This is a genomic window from Streptomyces sp. NBC_01446 (genome assembly GCF_026340095.1).
Lineage (GTDB): Bacteria > Actinomycetota > Actinomycetes > Streptomycetales > Streptomycetaceae > Streptomyces > Streptomyces aureus.
Genome location: NZ_JAPEPO010000001.1, coordinates 1,125,449 through 1,144,712 on the forward strand (window position 1 = coordinate 1,125,449; position 19,264 = coordinate 1,144,712).

At 71.1% G+C, this 19,264-nt stretch carries 14 protein-coding genes; 5 read left to right on the forward strand and 9 right to left on the reverse strand.

What is annotated here, in order from left to right; all coding sequences use genetic code 11:
- Window positions 1-5: 5 nt before the first annotated feature.
- The 4 genes from OG456_RS05065 to OG456_RS05080 all read right to left on the reverse strand — a co-directional run bounded on the left by OG456_RS05065 (window position 6) and on the right by OG456_RS05080 (window position 5,103).
- The gene (locus tag OG456_RS05065; protein WP_266557601.1) at window positions 6-1,448 is read right to left on the reverse strand and encodes a M1 family metallopeptidase; all 1,443 of its coding nucleotides are present in this window, start codon (window positions 1,446-1,448) and stop codon (window positions 6-8) included.
- On the reverse strand, window positions 1,445-3,118 hold the full coding sequence (locus OG456_RS05070) for an extracellular solute-binding protein (protein ID WP_266557603.1): 1,674 nt from the start codon (window positions 3,116-3,118) through the stop codon (window positions 1,445-1,447). The genes OG456_RS05065 and OG456_RS05070 overlap by 4 nt, the downstream gene beginning before the upstream one ends.
- A 76-nt stretch (window positions 3,119-3,194) precedes the next feature.
- Window positions 3,195-4,055, reverse strand: coding sequence for a carbohydrate ABC transporter permease (locus OG456_RS05075; protein ID WP_227300673.1), 861 nt, complete (start codon window positions 4,053-4,055; stop codon window positions 3,195-3,197).
- Between the two features lie 91 nt (window positions 4,056-4,146).
- Window positions 4,147-5,103, reverse strand: a complete 957-nt coding sequence (locus OG456_RS05080; RefSeq protein WP_266557605.1) for a sugar ABC transporter permease — start codon at window positions 5,101-5,103, stop codon at window positions 4,147-4,149.
- A gap of 298 nt (window positions 5,104-5,401) precedes the next feature.
- On the opposite strand from OG456_RS05080, the gene OG456_RS05085 reads away from it, so the two are divergent.
- The 5 genes from OG456_RS05085 to OG456_RS05105 all read left to right on the forward strand — a co-directional run bounded on the left by OG456_RS05085 (window position 5,402) and on the right by OG456_RS05105 (window position 13,895).
- Complete coding sequence (locus OG456_RS05085; protein ID WP_266569044.1) at window positions 5,402-6,388, forward strand: hydroxyacid dehydrogenase; 987 nt, start codon at window positions 5,402-5,404, stop codon at window positions 6,386-6,388.
- A gap of 134 nt (window positions 6,389-6,522) precedes the next feature.
- Window positions 6,523-7,617 (forward strand): LacI family DNA-binding transcriptional regulator, encoded by a 1,095-nt coding sequence (locus OG456_RS05090; protein ID WP_266569046.1) that lies wholly within the window; start codon window positions 6,523-6,525, stop codon window positions 7,615-7,617.
- Window positions 7,618-8,027: 410 nt separating this feature from the next.
- Window positions 8,028-9,416: a M60 family metallopeptidase gene (locus OG456_RS05095; RefSeq protein ID WP_266557607.1), complete on the forward strand. Its 1,389-nt coding sequence runs from the start codon at window positions 8,028-8,030 to the stop codon at window positions 9,414-9,416.
- A gap of 39 nt (window positions 9,417-9,455) precedes the next feature.
- Window positions 9,456-11,891, forward strand: coding sequence for a polysaccharide lyase 8 family protein (locus tag OG456_RS05100; RefSeq protein ID WP_266557609.1), 2,436 nt, complete (start codon window positions 9,456-9,458; stop codon window positions 11,889-11,891).
- Between the two features lie 96 nt (window positions 11,892-11,987).
- Entirely contained in the window at window positions 11,988-13,895 is a 1,908-nt protein-coding gene (locus OG456_RS05105) for a DUF2264 domain-containing protein (RefSeq protein WP_266557611.1), read from the forward strand.
- A gap of 5 nt (window positions 13,896-13,900) precedes the next feature.
- On the opposite strand, the gene OG456_RS05110 is transcribed toward OG456_RS05105, so the two are convergent.
- The 5 genes from OG456_RS05110 to OG456_RS05130 form a co-directional block, all read right to left on the reverse strand.
- Complete coding sequence (locus OG456_RS05110; RefSeq protein WP_266557613.1) at window positions 13,901-14,494, reverse strand: ATP/GTP-binding protein; 594 nt, start codon at window positions 14,492-14,494, stop codon at window positions 13,901-13,903.
- Window positions 14,472-14,843, reverse strand: coding sequence for a DUF742 domain-containing protein (locus tag OG456_RS05115; protein ID WP_266557615.1), 372 nt, complete (start codon window positions 14,841-14,843; stop codon window positions 14,472-14,474). The genes OG456_RS05110 and OG456_RS05115 overlap by 23 nt, the downstream gene beginning before the upstream one ends.
- A 2-nt stretch (window positions 14,844-14,845) precedes the next feature.
- The gene (locus tag OG456_RS05120; protein WP_100591713.1) at window positions 14,846-15,280 is read right to left on the reverse strand and encodes a roadblock/LC7 domain-containing protein; all 435 of its coding nucleotides are present in this window, start codon (window positions 15,278-15,280) and stop codon (window positions 14,846-14,848) included.
- A gap of 114 nt (window positions 15,281-15,394) precedes the next feature.
- Window positions 15,395-17,476 (reverse strand): sensor histidine kinase KdpD, encoded by a 2,082-nt coding sequence (locus OG456_RS05125; protein WP_266557621.1) that lies wholly within the window; start codon window positions 17,474-17,476, stop codon window positions 15,395-15,397.
- Between the two features lie 405 nt (window positions 17,477-17,881).
- On the reverse strand, window positions 17,882-19,102 hold the full coding sequence (locus OG456_RS05130; RefSeq protein ID WP_266557623.1) for an MBL fold metallo-hydrolase: 1,221 nt from the start codon (window positions 19,100-19,102) through the stop codon (window positions 17,882-17,884).
- Window positions 19,103-19,264 lie beyond the last annotated feature (162 nt).

Genomic DNA, 19,264 nt, shown 5'->3' on the forward strand with positions numbered 1-19,264 from the left:
CGGCGTCAGCTCCAGTCGGGGTGGCCGGGCATGGGCGGGTTGTCCTTGCTGAACAGCCAGTCCTCCAGGAAGGGCCGCAGCGACGGGTCGTGCGTGACCCGTACCGCGTTGTCGATGAAGTCCTGGGAGTCGGCGTTGGCGTGCCGGTGCTTCGTGAGCCAGGACTTCATGATCGCGTCGTAGTCGTCCTGGCCGACCTGCTGGTTGAGGGCGTAGAGCACGACGGCGGCCCCGTCGTAGATGTTGAACCCGCCGAGTTCGGTGGGCAGTCCGGGCGGCCCGTCGGTCTTGCGGACGGCGTCGAGCTTGCCGTACGCGGTCTTCATCTTGTCCTCCATGGAGGCGGTGCCCTGCTGGTCGGCCCACAGGGCCGCGTAGTAGACGGCGGGCCCCTCGTTCAGCCAGGCGCTCTGCCAGGTGGTGGGCGTGACCGAGTCGCCGAACCACTGGTGGGTCATCTCGTGGACCATGACGTTCGTGTACGTCGTCGACGTGGACGCGTTCTTGAACCAGCCCGGCCCGAACAGTGACAGGGTTTGGTTTTCCAACGCGTCGCTGTAGCCGTCGCGGACGATCTGCATCCCGTAGGTGTCGAACGGGAAGCGCACGCCGAGGGTCTTCTCCAGCCACGCGATCTGGCCGCCGGTCTGCTCGACGATCGGCCGGTACGTGGCCACCTGGTCGTCGGGGACGTAGTGGCGCAGTGTCACTCCGTGCGGCCCGTGTCCCGTCAGGAGGGTCTGTTTCTCCACGGAGATGCCGAGGAGTTCGGAGGCCATGGGCGCGTCGAGCCGGAAGTCGGAGGTGGTCTTCCCCTCGCCCGCCGGGCGGGTGCCGGTCGCGGTGCCGTTGGCACCGGGCGTCCAGCCGTCGGGGGCGGTGAGGTGGAAGGTCCAGCTCGCCTTGTCCATCGTGGTGTCGTTGACCGGGGCGAACGTGTCGGCGCGGGACGACTGCGCCGCGGAGGCGAACCCTCCGTCACTCATGTAACGCCAGCCGGGAGCGCCGATGGGCTTGGTCCTGCCGTTGCCGTGATAGGTGACGGCGACCTCGAAGGGCCGGTTGTCGTGCAGGCCGCCGGCGGGGGTGACCGTCAGCTCCTGGCCGCTCTTGCCGAGCGATACGGCGAAGGACGCGTCCTCGCCGTCGACCTTCACCGCGTCGATGGCGAGCGAGTCGATGTCGAGGTTGAAGGAGGAGAGGTCCTGGGTGGCCTTCGCGCTGATCTTCATGGTGCCGGTGAAGTCGTACGTCACCGGCGTGAAGTCGAAGGACAGGTCGTAGTGCCGGACGTCGTAGCCGCCGTTGCCGAGCGTCGGGAAGAGCGGGTCCCCGACGCCGTCCGCGCCGGGCTTCGGGTCGAACGGGTGCGCCTGCGCGGGCGCGGCCAGGGCGAGGGTCGCGGTGGCCGCGGCGGTGGCGATGGCGGCGCGTACGGTGCGGGTCACTTGCCGGTTCCCTTCTGGGCGGCGTCCTCGAATTCGGAGCGGCACTGCTCCCCGCCCTTGGCGAGGTAGTCCTTGACCAGGGCGTCGTAGTCCTTCATGGACTTGCGGCCGGAGATGATGTCCTTGAGCCCGTCGCCCTTGAGGGTGCCGAGGCTGCCGTACCCCTTCGAGTCCCAGGTCGGGGACGTGTAGTCCAGGTAGTCGGACTTCACCAGCTTCGGAACGAGCTTCGTGTACGCCTCGTGCGCGTACGTCACCGCGTCCTTCGACGTCGGCGAGAACAGCGCGGGGACACCGGAGGCGAGCTTGCCCCAGGGGACGCCGATGTCCTGGCTGCCGCTGGGCGTGAGCACCGGGATGCCCTTGGCGTCGCGCTTGAAGTCGGCGCCCTCCACCCCGAAGTTGATCAGGGTGTACTCCTCGGTACCGAACGGCGCCGCGATGAAGTCGAGGAGGCGCAGGATCTGCTCGACGCGCTCCTTGGGGGCCTTCTTCACGAAGGACTCACTGAGCGTGGCGTTGTCGGTCCAGGTGACCGCCTTGGTACCGACCGGCACGAAGGGCCTCACGTCGTAGCGCTTGTCGATGGCGGCCATCGCGTCGACGTACCCGCTGGCGGGCTGAAGGTAGGCGGGCATGCCGTCGTAGACGTACGCGCCCTTGCCGTTCTTGAAGAGGTCCGTGTACTGGGCCTTCTGGGCGCCGCTCATGGCGAGGGTGCCCGGGTAGTAGCAGCCCGCCTTGTAGAGCTTGGCCGCCATCTCCACGGCGGCGCGGTACTCGTCGGTCTCGAGGTCGGCGGTGAACTTGCCGGTCTTCTTGTCCATCGACCAGAAGTAGGGGGCGCCGGCCGACATCGCGAGCATGCTGGTGGCGCCCGCGATGATCGCGTACTGCTTCTTCTTGGGCTGCGTGAGCTCCTTGCAGACCTCGAAGAAGCGGTCCAGGTCGGTGATCTGGTCAAGACTGTCGACCCCGACCTCCTTGAACAGGTCGTGCCGGTAGAAGCCGGCTCCCGAAGTGCCGTAACGGGTGACCGGGGCGCCGTAGAGCTTGTCGCCGTAGAGGGCCTGCTGCCACGCGCTCGCGGGGATCGCCGCGAGGTTCGGGTACGCCTTGACCTTGTCGCCCGACAGGAACGGCGTCAGGTCCGCGCACTCGGCGGCGAGGAAGGAGGCCTTGTGGTCGACTCCCCCGCTCTCCGGGTACATGAACACGTCCGCTAGGTCTCCGCTCGCGACCATCGTCGAGAACTTCGCCGGGTAGTCGTCGGCGGCCACGGCGGTGATGTCGACCGTGCCGCCGAGCCGCTTCTCGATCGCCTGCCAGGCGGCGTTCCTGCCACGGCCCGGGGCGGGCGGCGCGTAGGTCTCGGTGAACGCCTTGACGGTCTTGGCGCCCTTGAGCGGAGTGCCCTGGACGGAGCGGACCGGAGTCTTCGGGTAGCCGTAGAAGGCGTTGGGCACACCGGCGGCCGTGCCGGGGAGGTCGGCCTTGACGGTGTTGGCCGTGACGGTGGACGGCAGCACCTTGCCGCTCTTCGCGGCGGACTTCTCGGCGGCGCCGCCGTCACCGCAGGCGGTCAGCAGCGGGGCCGCGGCGAGTCCGAGGCCCAGGCCGAGGGATGTCCTCAGCAGGGTTCTGCGACTGATGGGGGTGGAGCGCGACACGGTGAACTCCTCGGTGACGGAGGGGACATGGGCGCGGGGGGTGCGAGACGGGGCTGTGCAGTGGGACTGTGCGGCGTCAGCCCTTGATGGCGCCGGTGAGGACGCCCTTGGTGAAGTAGCGCTGGAGGAAGGGATAGACGCACAGGATCGGCACGACGGCGATCACCAGAACGGCCATCTGCACGGCCTGCTGGGGCGCGAGGGCCTCACCGGCCGAGGCGCCTTCGAGGGACTGGCCCTGGAGGACGAAGGTGCGCAGGACCATGGAGAGCGGCCACTTGTCGTTGTCGCTCAGGTAGAGCATCGCGTTGAAGAAGGCGTTCCAGTACGTCACCGCGTAGAACAGGCTGATCACGGCGATGACGGCCTTCGACAGCGGCAGCACGATGCGCACCAGGGTGCGCAGGTCGCCCGCGCCGTCCACCTTCGCGGCGTCGTACAGCTCCTCGGGCAGGTTCATGAAGAAGGAGCGCAGGACGACGAGGTTGAACGCGCTGACCATGGTGGGCAGCACGAGCGAGGCCAGGGTGTTGTACAGGCCGAGTTCCTTGATGGTGAGGAACTTGGGGATGATGCCCGGGTCGAAGAGCATCGTGAACAGGGCCGTCATGAGGATGAAGCGGGAGCCGGTGACCTCGCGGCGCGAGAGGCCGTACGCCATCCCGATGGTGACGAGGACGCTGGTCGCGGTGCCCACGAGGGTCACGCCGACGGAGATGAGCAGCGCGTGCGTGACGACACCGCCGCTGAAGACCGTGCGGTACGCCTCCAGGGTCGGGTGGTCGGGCCACAGGACCAGGCCGGGGCTGCGGATGATGTCGGACTGCGAGGCGAAGCTCGTGCCGATCACACCGAGCAGCGGGTAGGCGACGGCCGCGACCACCAGGACCAGCACAAGACCCTTGAGGAACAGGCCGGTTCGGGTTGGCTTCTCCATCCAGGGCGGGCGGCCGTCGGACACCCTGATGCCGGTGTCGGCCGGGGCGGCCGGCTTGCGTGTGCGGCGTCCGGCGGCCGCCGTCTGCGTCTCAGCGGTCAGCACCGCGGTACACCCCTTCGTGGCCGAGCCGGTGGGCGAACTTGTTCGCGCCGAGTACGAGGACGGTGCCGATGACCGCCTTGACCAGTCCTACGGCCGCCGACGTGCCCCAGTCGTTGTTCTTGATCCCGTGGAAGTACACGTAGGTGTCGAGGACTTCACCGGCGGCGGGGCCGACCGCGTCGCGCTGGAGCAGGATCTGCTCGAAGCCGACGGAGAGGATCTGCCCCAGGTTGAGGATCAGGAGCAGGATGATCACCGGGGAGATGCCTGGCAGCGTGACGTGCCACAGGCGCCGGGCGCGCCCCGCCCCGTCGATCGCCGAGGCCTCGTACAGGCCCCGGTCGATGTTGAGCAGGGCGGCGAGCATGATGATCGTGCCCCAGCCCGCGTCCTTCCAGGCCACCTGGAGGGTGAGGAGCCAGGGGAAGGCGGCCGGGTCGGTCGTCATGTCGTAGCGCGGCAGGCCGAGGTGGCCGAGGAGGTCGGGCAGGACGCCGGCGCCGCCGAGGATCTGCTGGAAGATCGAGACGATGATGACCCAGCCGATGAAGTGCGGCAGGTAGACGACGCTCTGCACGAACCGGCGGACTTTGTCACTGACGATGCTGTTGAGCAGCAGCGCGAGGGCGATGGGGACCGGGAAGAAGAACACCAGCTGGACGAGTGCGATCTTCAGCGTGTTGCCGGTCGCCGACCAGAACGCCGGGTCGGCGAAGGCGGACGTGAAGTTCGAGACGCCTGCCCAGGCGCTGTGCATGTAGCCCAGGTACGGCTGGTAGTCCTGGAACGCCACCACGTAGCCGAGGAGCGGCACGTAGTGGAAGACGCAGAAATAGAGCAGGCCCGGCAGGGTCAGCAGCAGCATGACCTTGTCCCGCTTGAGCCGCTGCCCCAGCGAGAGGCGGTGAACTGCCCGCGGCGGGGAGGGCGTTGTATCAGCCATGGGGCGGCAAGTTAGTAATCGGTTACCCCTCACGTCAATAGGTCTGGGCAACACCTGGGTCAAGCGAGCTTTTCAACTGCCCATTCCTGACGGGCATTTAGCGCTATGTCGTGGTACGGCGGGCTAGGGCCGTGGTCGGCATGCTTGACGCTCACCCCTCGTGATCCCTAGCGTGCGGTGACCTCATAGAACACGTTTACTGTCCGGAGGCAGGGTGCGTACCACTGACGAGTCGCCGGTCCAGGCCGACTCCGCCGGCTCCACACGGCCCCCACGCAGGCCCCGTACCGTCCTGGCGATGGACGCGGGGCTGCTCGACGACGTCTTCCCGCCCGCCGTACGGCTCCGGCTCGAGGAGTCCGCGGACATCCGGCCGCCGCAGGTGGTGGGCGAGTTCGGGAGTCCCGAGGCGGTGGCCGCGCTCGCCGAGTGCGAGGTCCTGCTGACCGGCTGGGGCTGTCCTCACATCGACACGGACGTGCTCGACCGGGCACCGCGGCTGCGCGCGGTGATCCACTCGGCGGGCACGGTCAAGACGTTCCTGACCCCCGAGGCGTACGGACGCGGCATCGCGGTGTCGTCCGCCGCGGCCGCCAACGCCGTACCCGTCGCGGAGTTCACCCTCGCGGCGATCATCATGGGCGCCAAACGGGCCTTCCCGCTCGCCCAGCTCTTCCGCTCCCGCCGCTCCCACCGCACGGCGGCCGACCTCGACCGCCACCACTGGCTCGGCACGCACGGCATCACCGTCGGCGTGGTCGGCGCCTCCCGCACCGGCCGCAGGGTCATCCAGCTGCTGCGCTCCATCGACGCCGACGTACTGCTCCACGACCCGTACGTGAGCGACGCCGAGGCGGAGCTGCTCGGGGCCACCCGCACCGACCTCGACACCCTCGTCGCCACCAGCGACGTCGTGACCCTGCACGCGCCGTCCACCCCCCTCACCCACCGCCTGCTCGACGAGCGACGGATCGCGCTGATGCGCCCGGGCGCCCTGCTGATCAACACGGCACGCGGCCCGCTCGTCGACACCGAAGCCCTCACCGCGCACCTGGTCAGCGGCCGGATCGACGCCGTACTCGACGTCACGGACCCCGAGCCGCTGCCCGCCGACCACCCCCTGTGGGACCTGCCCAACGTCTTCATCACCCCGCACCTGGCGGGGGCGCAGGGCAACGAGGTGGGGCGGCTCGGCGCCCTCGCGGTCGACGAACTCGCCCGCTACGCGCGCGGGGTGCCTCTCAACCACCCGGTCCTCCTGGAGGAACTGGAGCGGATCGCGTGAGCGGGGGCTCCGAGGACGCCATAGGCTCTGCGTGCGGGAGGGTCGCGGGACGGGTCGCGGGGCCCGCCGCGCAGACCGGTGACCAGGACGGTCGGGAAGACCACGACGACCGCGACGACCAGGGGGAGGTCCGGATGCCCCGGCAGGGCTCTACGGCGAACGGACGGCGCGCGACCGTCGTGGACGTGGCGCGTCTCGCGGGCGTGTCGACCGCGACCGTGTCCCGCGTGATGAACCGCAACTACCCGGTCGCTGCCGCCACCCGCGAGCGCGTCGAGGAGGCCATGCGGGAGCTGGGCTATGTGGTCAACGCCCATGCCCGCGCGCTGGCGGGTGTCTCCGGACGCACGGTCGGCATCATCATCAGCGACGTGGTCGACCCCTTTTACGCCTACATCGCGCGCGGCGTGGAACGCGAGGCGACGGCGGGCGGCAGGCTCTGCCTGGTCTGCAGCACCCAGGGCGACCCGCAGCGCGAGCTGGCCTTCATCGAGCTGATGCACGAGCGTCGCGCCGACGCGGTGATCCTCGTCGGTGGCAGCGTCGCCGACCGCGGCTACCGCACGGAACTCGAACGCCGCGCCCGCGAACTGGACGCCGGCGGCTCGAAGCTCGTGCTGTGCGGCCGCCCCTCCCTCGGCAAGGACGCGCCCACGGTCGGGGTCGAGTACGACAACGAGGGCGGCGCCTTCGCGATCACCGACCACCTCCTGACCGAGGGCCACGAGCGGATCTTGTACCTCGGCGGCCCGCCGGGGCTCTCCACCACCAAGGAACGGATCGCCGGCCACCGTCGCGCCCTGGAGCAGCGCGGGCTGCCGCGCGATCCGGCGCTCGTGCAGCCCGGGGCGTTCAGCCGCCAGTTCGGGCACCGCCGGATGACGGAACTGCTGCGCGACGGGCCGGAGTTCACCGCCGTCTTCGCGGCCAACGACATCGTGGCGGCGGGCGCGGCCCAGGCCCTGGAGGAGGCCGGGATGCGGGTGCCGCAGGACGTCTCCCTGGTCGGCTACGACGACGTGCCCGTGGCGCAGGAGCTGCGGCCGCGCCTCACCACCGTGCACATCCCGCTGGAGGAGATGGGCCGCCAGGCCGTCCGCGTCGCCCTCGCCGGCGGCGACGAGGACGACTGGCGGGCCCCGACGACGGGCACGCTCCGCCTCGGTACGCATCTGGTGGTACGCGACTCCGTGGCGGCGCCACGTGGGGTGCGCCGCCGCCGGGGGTGAACTGCGCACCGGCTCACGGCATCTCGGTCTGCCGCGCCCCGGCTTGAGGCGCTCCGGCTCACTACGCTTTGGTTCGCTGCGCCCCGGCCCACGGCGTCCCGGCTTGCGACGCCCCGGCCCACGACGCTCCGTCCGGTATACGGCACACCGACCCACGACGCCCCGGTCCGGTGTACGGCACGCCGACTCACGACGCCCCGGTCCGGTGTACGGCACCCCGGCTCACGACGTGCTGCCCTGGACCGTTCAACGGCGTTCCGGCCGGCCCTGTTCACCGGTTTCCTCCCCTCAGGTCGTAGTAACAGACAGAAACTTGCCGGGCCCTCTTGCGGCGGGATAGCAAACGCTTACATGCTGGCGCGCAGCCCGCACATCACTCCGATGCTGTTGATCCCCATGGGAGTCTCTGGATGCGCCCTGCCCGTATACCCTCCGCCGCCTCAGCCGACCCCGCTGTCCTCGCCGACACCCCCGCCACCTCGGGCTTCTCCCGTCGTGCGGTGCTCGCCACCCTGGCCGGCGCCGGAGCCGCCACGCTCCTCGGCACCGGCACCGCACGTGCCCACGCCACGGGCGGTGTCGGCCTCACCATCCCGCTCATCGCGCGCCCCTCCGCCGAGACGGAGCGCCTCCGCCTCGGACAGGCCCTGCGCGCCACCGAGTTCCAGCCGACCGGGCAGTACGTCCCGGCCGGGACCGCGCTGCGCTTCGACGTGCTGCCCTACGACGGCCTCGTGCCCACGCTCTGGATCGGGCAGTGGGACTACTACGGCACGGTGACGGAGCCGCGCAGCTATGCGCTGAAGCCCGGCGCCAACACGGTCACCGACCCGCACGGCGGTCCCGTCTACTTCTCCCTCGAAGGACACGGCGAGCGCGCCGCCGTGAAGTTCACGGCGGGCGCCACCGCGATGCCCGTCTTCACGCTCGGCCACACCTCCGAGGCCGACTACCAACGGCAGTTGGACACCCTCACCGACATACCGGTGGTCGAGCTGCACGCGCCGCGCACCATCATGACGCTGACGCGCGACGGCGCGCTCCTGTACCGCGACCAGGACCACGCGGCGCTGCTCCGGCTCGTCGAGGAGATCATCGAGGCCGAGTCGCGGATCAGCGGGCTCGACGGGTCGAAGCCGGTGCACCGGCCGAAGGCCGGCGGCTACCACTTCACCGAGGTGTCGGTGGTCCCGTCCGGCGTCGGTGCCTACGCCACGCACGGCTACAACGGCTTCCCGCGCGCCTATCTCGACCGCGCCACCACCGTCGACGGACTGCGCACCCGGGGCTGGGGCCTCTACCACGAACTCGGGCACCTGCATCAGCAGATGGCGTACAAGCCGACGGGCCTGACCGAGGTCACGGTCAACATCTACTCGCTCGCGGTGCAGCGGGCCCTTGGCCAGCCGTCCAATCTTCTGACCGTCGACCCGAAGACCGGCCTCAACCCCTTCCAGTCCGCACGCGCGAAGTTCGGCACGGACGGGCTGACGTACGAGAAGTCCTTCGGCGCCTACGAGAAGCTCGTGCCGCTGCGGCAGCTGGAGCTGGCCTTCGGTGACGACTTCTGGCCGCGGTTGCACAAGCTTGTGCGCGAGGAGAACCCGCAGTCCGACTACACCGAGACCGCCAAGCGGTACCGCGCCCTGTCGACCTACGCCAGCCGTGTCTCCGGCCGTGACCTCACGGACTTCTTCGTGCGCGACTGGGCCTTCCCCATCGACGCCACCGGACTGGCCGAGATCGCCGCGCTCGAGCTGCCGAAGCCGACCGTCGAACCGGCCACGCTGACCGACTGACCCGACTGACGTGACCGAACCGGAGGGGACCCACCGAACATGGACCTCACTCGCAGACAGACCCTGACCCTCGCGGGCGCGACCGCCGCGGCGGCGCTCCCCCTGACAGCGGGCGTCGCCACGGCGGCGAACGCCGTGGAAGCGGCGGACACCCCTGCCACCGACGCCTTCGACGTACTGCTGGCGCGCGCCGAGGAGCAGCTCACCGGCGGCGCGTTCGACACCGCCGATCCGGACTTCGCGGCCGCCGTCAAGGCCCTCGACACACAGGCGTCCGCCTGGTGGAAGGACCTCGACCGAAGCGCGGGCAGGAAGGCACTGTGGGCCGACCTCTCCCCCGCGTCGGACCCCGGAATGTTCGGGCAGAGCTATCCGCGCCTGCGCACCCTGGCCACCGCCTGGGCCACCCCCGGCACCTCGCTGACCGGCAGCGCCGAAGTCGCCGACGCACTCGTCGCGGCGCTGGGCTTCCTGGGCACCACCGGCTACAACCCGGCCCGCGGCGAGTCCGGCAACTGGTGGTTCTGGGAGATCGGCGCGCCCCGCGCGCTGATGGACACCTGCGTACTCCTGCGGTCGAAGCTGCCTGCCGCGGATCTGGCCGGATACGTCGCGACCGTCGCGAAGTTCTGCCCGAACCCCGACCGCCGCACCAACTCCCCCTCCCTGTCCGAGACCGGCGCGAACCGCGCCGACAAGGCCGTCATCGTGGCCCTGCGCGGGCTCCTCGCCCGGGACGCGGCCACCGTCGCGCTGGCCCGCGACGGCCTGTCGGACGTGCGGGACAACGGGCGCCGCAGCCTGTTCACCTATGTCACCTCGGGCGACGGCTTCTACGAGGACGGGTCGTTCGTCCAGCACGACAGCGTTGCCTACACGGGGACGTACGGGAGTGTGCTGCTCGGCAGCGCGGGGCAGCTGATCGCGCTGCTCGCCGGGTCGGACTGGGCCCTGAGCGACCCGAAGGTGTCGGTGCTCTACGAGGCGGTGGAGCGGTCCTTCTCGCCCGTCGTGTTCGACGGGCTGATGATGGACGCGCTGCGCGGGCGGGCGATCTCCCGCGAGCGAGCCCGCGACTACAACGACGGCGCTGTCACCCTCACTTACATCCTCCAGCTCGCCGCAGGCGCCCCGGCCCCGTACGCCGACCGCTGGCGCGCGCTCGCCAAGGGGTGGATCAGCCGCAACAAGGCCAATCCGTACGCGGGTCTCGTCGGCATCCCGGCTCTGGCGCGCGCGAAGGCCGTCCTCGACGACAAGGCGATCCCGGCCGCGGAGCGTCTCACCGGTCACTTCTCGTTCGCCGACATGGACCGCGCGGTGCACCGGCGGCCCGGCTGGGCGCTCGCCCTGTCGCTCTCCTCGAAGCGCATCGCCGCGTACGAGGCGGGCAACGGCGAGAACCTCCACGGCTGGTACACCGGCGACGGCATGACGTACCTGTACGACGGTGACGACCTCGGCCAGTTCGGCGACGGGTTCTGGCCGACCGTCGACCCGTACCGGCTGCCGGGCACGACGGTGGACACGCGCGCGCGTGCGAACCTCGGCACGGGCGCCGGCACCGGCACGTACCGCCCGAAGAACGCCGTGGCGGGTGGCGCCGTCCTCCAGGACCGCTATGGCGCGGCAGCGATGGAACTCATCGCCGACGGCAGCACTCTGCAGGCGCGGAAGGCGTGGTTCTGCCTGGACAACGCGGTCGTCGCGCTCGGCGCCGGCATCACCGCGAGCGACGGCCGCACGATCGAGACCGTCGTCGAGAACCGCAGTCTGCACACGGACGGAGCGCCGCGCCTCCTGGTGGACGGGCGGCGGCAGCCCGGCGAGCAGGGCTGGTCCGCGTCACTGTCCGGCGCCGACTGGGCGCATCTGGAAGGCACGGGCGGCTACGTCTTTCCCGACCATCCGGGACGCGCGCCCGGCGGCGTCCCGCTGCGGGCGCTGCGGGAGGAACGCACCGGCACGTGGGGCGCCCTCAACTCCGGCGCGGACACCGGCGGCGACACCGACCCGGTCACCCGCCGCTACGTCACGCTGTGGTTCGACCACGGCTCCTCCCCCACCGACTCCTCGTACGCCTATGTGCTCCTGCCGGGTGCGAGCGCCGTGGCGACCGGAGTCTGGGCGCACTCACGGCCCGTGCGGATCGTGGCGAACGACGCCACGGTGCAGGCCGTCGAAGCGCGCCGTCTCGGGCTCCTCGCCGCGCACTTCTGGGGTCCCGGGAGCGCCGCCGGACTCACGTCGTCCGGTCCCGGCACCGTCCTGGTGCGGCGGCACGGCGACGCCATCGCGGTCGCCGTGGCCGACCCCGGACGCACCGGGTCGACTCTCACGGTCGAACTCCCCTTCCCCGTGCGCAAGGTGACGCGTGCCGACGACACGATCACTCTCACCCCAGGCCGCCGGCCCGTCCTGACGGTCGACGTCGCGGGCTCACGCGGGCACAGCCACACGGCCGAGCTCGCATGAGGTCATGTCCGTCAATTCCGACCGTCGACGTCCGTCCCAGGCGCGCATAGGGTCACCCCCGGCCCGCCACTTCCGATCAAGGAGCGACACGCCCCCATGCCCGCACCGCACCTCTCGCTGCCGCCCACCGACCGTGTCCTGTCCCCGCTCACGGGCTGGACGCGGGCCCACTGGGAGGCGCTCGCCGACCGGCAGTTGGAGGCGCTCGTCCCGTACGCTACGCCCGGGTTCGCGCAGTACCGGCTGCCGGGGCGGGCCAGCTGGTCGGGGGTCGTGTCGGACGGGCTGGAGGGGTTCGCACGGTCATTCCTGCTGGCCTCCTTCCGCATAGCGGGCGCGGGCGGGGACGTGCATCCCCGACTCGTAGAACGCTACGCGCAGGGTCTGACAACGGGCACCGACCGCCGCCGCGGCACGGGCCTCGACGGCGAGGCGTGGCCCGAACTCACCGACTGTTCCCAGCAGATGGTGGAGGCCGCGTCCATCGCGATCGGGCTGCACGAGACCCGCCCGTGGATCTGGGACAAGCTCGACTCCCGGGTCCAGGAGCGGATCGTGGACTGGTTCTCCGGATTCGTCGGCGGCCGCACCTGGGACAACAACTGGCGTCTGTTCCAGGTGGTTTCGGAGCAGTTCCTGGCCTCGGTCGGGGCCCCGCACAGCCAGGAGGACATCGACGGCGGCCTCGACCGTATCGAGGACTGGTATGTCGGCGACGGCTGGTACACCGACGGCGACGGCCGCAACTTCGACTACTACATCGGCTGGGCCATGCATCTGTACCCGCTGCTGTGGGCGCGGATGGCGGGCCCGGACGGCGACGGCGGCCGCGCGAAGGTCTACCGGGAACGCCTGTCTCAGTTCCTCACCACCTACCCGCACTTCTTCGGCGGTGACGGCGCACCCGTGCACCAGGGCCGCTCACTGACGTACCGTTTCGCCGCCACCGCGCCCGTGTGGATGGGCGCGCTCGCGGACTGCACCCCGCTGGAGCCGGGGCTCACCCGACGCCTCGCGTCGGGCACCGCACGGCACTTCGTGGAGCGCGGCGTCCCCGACGAGCGGGGCCTGCTGCCGCTCGGCTGGTACGGGACGTTCCTGCCGACGACGCAGCCGTACTCGGGCCCCGCCTCGCCGTACTGGGCGAGCAAGGGGTTCCTCGGACTGCTGCTGCCCGCCGACCATCCGGTGTGGACCGAGCGCGAGGCGCAGCTGCCCGTCGAGAAGTCCGAGCAGTACACGGCGCTGCCCGCGCCCGGCTGGCTGCTGCACGGCACGCCCCACGACGGGATCGTGCGGCTGATCAACCACGGCAGCGACCACAACCCGCTCGAAGGTCCCGCCACGGACGATCCGCACTACGCGAAGCTCGCCTACTCCACGGCGACGGCACCCGAGTCGGCCCCGCACGCCTGGCAGCGGACCGTCGACAACCATGTGGCGCTCATCGCGGAGGACGGCACCCCCTCACGCCGGCGCCGGATCCACCCGATCTCCTGTGAGGGGCGCGTCGCCTCTTCCCGCCATGACGCCCAACTGCCCGGATTCGACGAGGAGTTCCCGATCGAGTCGACGACCGTGCTGCACGGGCCGTGGGAGATCCGCGTGCACCGGGTGCAGGCACCCGAGGGCGTGACGGTGCGCGAGGGCGGCTACGCGGTCGCCGACGAGACCAGCGTCCACGCCGAGCGGGGCCCGGGCTGGGCGCTGACGCGCACGGAGTCCGGGGTGACCAGCGCGGTGGTGGCGCTGCACGGCTGGGACGAGGAGTCCGGTATCGCACGGGAGGTCGAGGCCAACGCCTACGGCCCGCACTCGGCGACGCCCTACCTCCGCTCGACCGGCCACCCCACAGGATCCGGCGTGCACGTCACGCTCGCGGTCCTGACGCGCGACGTCGTGCATCCGCAGGCCCTGCGCGAGTCGATCTCATGTGTGGCGGACCCAGGGGACGCCAGGCAGGTGCGGATCACGTTCCCCGACGGCGGGACGGTCACCGTCTGAGGTCGTCATGTGCGCGCCCCGTACGTCGGGGCGGGGGCGTGGGCCAAGAGGTGCCTGACGAGGGTGAGAAGGGTCTGGATGCCGGAGCTGGAGATCCGGGCGTCGCACCGCACGACGGGCACCTGCGGGTCGAGGTCGATGGCCGCCCGCACCTCGTCGGGGCCGTAACGGTAGGCGCCGTCGAACTCGTTGACGGCCACGATGAACCCCATGCCGCGCTCCTCGAAGAAGTCGACGGCCGCGAAGCAGTCCTCGAGACGGCGGGTGTCCGCGAGGATCACCGCGCCGAGCGCCCCCTCGGAGAGCTCGTCCCACATGAACCAGAAGCGCTCCTGCCCGGGCGTGCCGAACAGATACAGCACGTGCTGCGGGTCCAGGGTGATCCGCCCGAAGTCCATCGCGACCGTCGTCTCGACCTTGTTCTCGATGCCTTCGAGGTCGTCGGTCTCGGCGCTGACCGTGGTGAGCAGCTCCTCCGTGCTCAGCGGGGCGATCTCGCTGACCGCGCCGACGAAGGTCGTCTTGCCGACACCGAAGCCACCCGCCACCAGGATCTTCAGCGCGGTGGGGAAGGCGTCAGAGCTGTCGTCGTAGTCCATCGAGCACTGCCTCCAGTAGGGACCGGTCAGTGGGGTTGTCGTGGAACGTGGGGGGCTTGGTGGTGATCGCCCCGCAGTCGACGAGGTCGGACAGCAGGACCTTCGTGACGGCGGCGGGGAGTTTCAGTTGGGCCGCGATCTCCGCGACCGATGTGGGGTGGGCACACAGTTTGAGCGCCTCGTCGTGTTCGGGCCCCAGGTAGCCGAGCGGGGTGGCCCCGGTCGCCATCACCAGCGACAGCAGATCCAGCGAGGCGGTCGGCTGCGTCCGCCCGTTGCTCACCGTGTACGGGCGGACGAGGCGGCCGGCCGCTGCGTCGAGCCACGGCCCGTCCTGCGGGGCCGTCATGCTCAGTTCCTCATCGCCGTGGGTTCGGCCGCGTGCTGGCGGGGTGCGGTCATCAGGTACGGGCGCACGCTCTTGACCAGCATGGCCATCTCGTAGCCGAGCACCGCGGCGTCGGCCTCACGCCCGGCGAGCACCGCGAGGCACGTGCCGGAGCCCGCGGTGGAGACGAACAGCAGGGTGGAGTCCAGCTCGACGACGACCTGCCGGACCTCACCCCCGTCCCCGAAACGGACACCCGCGCTACGGCCGAGGGAGTACAGGCCCGACGCCAGGGCCGCCATGTGGTCGGCGCTGTCGGCGTCGAGGCCGTGGACGGACTTGACCAGCCCGTCGGACGAGAGGAGGACGGCGCTGCGGGTGTGCGGCACACGCTGGACGAGGCCGCTCATCAGCCAGTCGAGATCGGACACATGACCCGTCGGCACATCGCTCGCCATGGGGGATCGACTCCTTGGTGGACTGCTGGGGGTGCGTTGACTGAGGGAAGTGCGGGACTGCTTGCGGCACTTGGCGGGCTCACGGGGAGTGGGGGCACAGGTGGCGGGCGAACGTCATCCGGCCGGATCGCTCCCGTCGTGCCGTGCGTCCGGTTCGTAGGCGGCGAGTGACCCGGTGGCGGGACCGCCGGTCGGCTCGGGACCGGCCTGCGGCAGGTCGCGCGTGCCGAGGGTCAGGTCCCTTGCCGCGGCCGCCTCCGCGAGCCCGATGCCGCGCTGGAACGCCGCCATGAGACCCGGGTCGTGGAGTACGGGCGCCTCGTTCTCGGGGCGCTCCTGCCGCTGTGCCGGGCCGCCCCTGAGCTGCGGCGCGAGGTGTTCCTGGACGCGCCGTTTGGGAAGTTGGGGCCGCCCCATGGTGCCGCGCACGGCGCCGTTGCCCGGGGTCGGCTGGACGGGCGTGGGCTCTCCGGTGGCCTGCCGGTCCTCGGAACGGATGCCGGGCAGCGCGTCGGCGGGTGTCCGTCGCTCGTCCCTGGCGGTACGCAGCGGGAGGGGCGGCGCGACGCCGTTCGCCCCGGATTGCCTGCCGTCGGAGGCACCGCCCTGAGGCTGCCGCGGGACGACGGCCACGCCGGCGTGCGGGGTCTCGCGTGGCGGCGGCGGGGGTTGGTGCGGCGCCTCGTACGACTGGGGGGCCGACGGCTGGGGGTCGAAAGGCTGGTGGTCGGGCTGAGGGGGACGGTGGAGCTGGTTCTGGTTTTGGAGCTGGTTCTGGTTCTGGAGCTGGGGCTGGGGCTGGAGCTGCGGTGGTCGGCGGTGGGACTGCGGCTGCAGCTGCGGCTGTTCTTCGAGCTGGTGTTGACGTTCCTGCTGGTTCTGGTGTTGCGAGAGTCGCCGCTCATGCGCCTGGTGCCGCTGGTGCATGGTCTGCGCGCTGTCGTCCGTCGCGTCCGCGGCGCTCCGTGGCCTCGGCGCGGGCTCGTTCTCGTCGCCCCCGAGCAGGCTCTGCGGTACGACGAGGACCGCCTGCACACCGCCGTAGATATTGCTCTGGAGCCGGACGGTGATGCCGTGTCTGCGGGCGAGCTGCGAGACGACGAAGAGGCCGATACGTCCGTCCTGGAGGAGGCTCGCGACGTTGACCTGGTCCGGGTCGGCGAGCAGCGTGTTCATCTTGTTCTGCTCGGTGACGGGCATTCCGAGGCCGCGGTCCTCGACCTCGATGGCGAGACCGGACGTGACGGTGGTGGCACGGAGCAGGACTTGGGTGTGCGGGGCCGAGAACACGGTGGCGTTCTCGACGAGTTCGGCGAGCAGGTGGATGCAGTCGGCGACGGCGTGCCCGCGCAGGGTGCCCTCGACCGGCGGGACGAGCTTGACCCGGGAGTACTGCTCGACCTCCGCTATGGCCGACCGCATGACCTCGGTCATGGAGACCGGGCGGCTCCACTGGCGCCGGGACACGGCGCCGCCGAGCACGGCCAGGTTCTCGGCGTGCCTGCGGATCCGGGTGGCGAGGTGGTCGACGTGGAACAGGCCCTTGAGCAGGTCGGGGTCCTCGACGTCGTTCTCGAGTTCGTCGAGGATCGAGATCTCGCGGTGCACGAGGGACTGCAGGCGCCGGGCCAGGTTGACGAAGACCTCGACCTTCTGTTCGCTGCCCGCGTGGCTGGAGAGCTGGGACGCCTGGACGACGGCGGTGACGGCCACGTCCTGGGCGCGCGTCATGTCCGCGGCCAGCAGGTCGAACTCGTCGGCGTCCGGGGCGGCCGACGGGGCCTGCCTGCGGGGCGGCGGGCCCTCGCCCTTACGCAACTGCTCCACGAGACCGCGCAGTTCACCCTGCCCGCGCGCGCTCGCACGGCGCAGGACACCGACCCGTTCGCGTACGGTCCTGGCCGCCCGGTCGGCGGCCACGGCGGCGATCACGATGCCGGCCAGGGTGACGAGGCACGCTCCGGCCAGGACGGCCCAGAGGGCGAGCCCGGGGCGGGCGCCCGTGGAGCGGATGGTGAAGAGAACGGCCGCGCTGGCGCTCAGGGCGACGGCGAGCGGGGGCAGTACGGCAAGGCGCAGAAGCTGGGGCCGTATGTGGGTCTCGGGCTGCGGGGGGACGGACCGGCCGCCCGGCCTGCCGTGCCGACCGCCCTCTCGGCGGTCTGCTCGGGGGGCCGGTGGGCGAAGGTGAGACATTCGGCGTCCTCGTACGTGGGGGCTCCTGCGGGTCGGCGCGAGGCGGGCAGGCGGCATCGCGCTCCCGGCCGGGAGCGGGTGGGAATGCCGCCGCTGCGTCGCTCAGCGAGCACACACGGTAGTCGGGGACGGCTCACATGCGGTGGGCAGTTGCCAAAGTCCGGCGGCCCAGATCCCGCTCTGGTATGAGGCTTCGTACGACAGACCGATAACAGGGCTGGACGCCCGACCGGTCATGGGTACGGGTGTTCCCTCACCCGAAAATGCGTCCTGTTCCGGCGCGCGCGGCACGCCGGATGTTCGGGGAGTCGGGCCAGGACAGCCCGCCGAGATCCGGGCTGTCACGCGCAAAGGTCCGGGCTCTCACCGGACGCTTACCTGAGAGCCCGGACCTCGTGGACGTGCTCAGACCGCCGGTACGGCCTCCTGCTCGCCGGAGCCGGTCCCGGCGCCCGCGCCGTTGCCGGCTGCCGTGCCGGCGTCCGGCCGGTCCGCCGGCTCCGCCGCGGGCCAGCCTTCCGCGGGCTGGGTGGCGATGGCGCGCCACCACGGCTGGACGGGAAGCGTCTCGGCCGTGGGTTCGAAGGGCTCGCCCGGGCACGGGAGCGCGACCTTGGCCCCGGCCCGCTGTCCCGCCGCGAGCGTGCCCTCGCCGGGCTCGGACCACGGGTGCGGCGCCAGATTGAACGTGCCCCAGTGGATCGGCAGCATGGGCCCGCCGCCGGGCCCGCCCTGGAGGTCGAGGTGGGCGCGCATGCCCTCCTCGGGACGCATGTGGATGTCGGGCCAGAAGTCGCTGTACGCGCCGATCTGGATCATCGTCGCGTCGAACGGCCCGTGCTCCGCGCCGATGTCCTTGAAGCCGGGGAAATAGCCGGTGTCACCACTGTGGTAGACGCGGTGCTCGGGACCGGCGACGACCCAGGACGCCCACAGGGTGTGCTGCTCGTTGCGCAGGCCTCGGCCGCAGAAGTGGCGCGCGGGCGTGGCCGTCAGGGTCAGCCCCGCCACCTTCGTCGACTCGTTCCAGTCGAGCTCGCGGAGGCGGTCGGCGGGGACGCCCCAGTGCTCCAGGTGCGCGCCGACGCCGAGCGGCACCGCGAACACCGTGTCCGTGTCGGCCAGCGCGCGGATCGTGGGCAGGTCCAGGTGGTCGTAGTGGTCATGGGAGATCACCACCACGTCCACCGGGCCGAGCGCGGCGAGCGGCAGCGGTACGGGGTGCAGCCGCTTGGGGCCCGCGAAGGAGAACGGGGAGCAGCGCTCGCCCCAGACGGGGTCGAGCAGCACGCGGCGGCCGTCGATCTCGGCGAGGACGCTGGAGTGCCCCATCCAGGTCAGCCGCAGGCCGCTCGCCGGGGGCTTGGCGAGGTCGGCGAGGGTCGTGGAGTGCACGGGGACGGTGCCCGTGGGCGCCCGGCGTACGCGCCCCTCCTTGGCGAAGAAGACCTTCGCGAACTCGATCATGGAACCCGCGGGCCGGGTGCGTGCGCCCACCGGGTTCTGGAAGCTGCCGTCCGCGAAGTTCGGCGACCTCCGGATGCGCGCGAGTCTCTCTCCCGCCGGGTCCGCGCCGAAAGCGGCGGGCCGCAGCGGGCGGAGCCCGGAGCTCAGGGAACGTGACACAGCGCCTCCCGGTGGATCGATCAGGATTTCCCGATCAGGGACTCCATTATGGGCGGCCCCGCCGACAGTGCCCGATCCGGGACCTGGACGCACAGGGAATTCCAAGGCACGCCCCGGTTGCGCGGCGCCGACGTCACTCGGCGTCACGGCCGGCGACCGGCT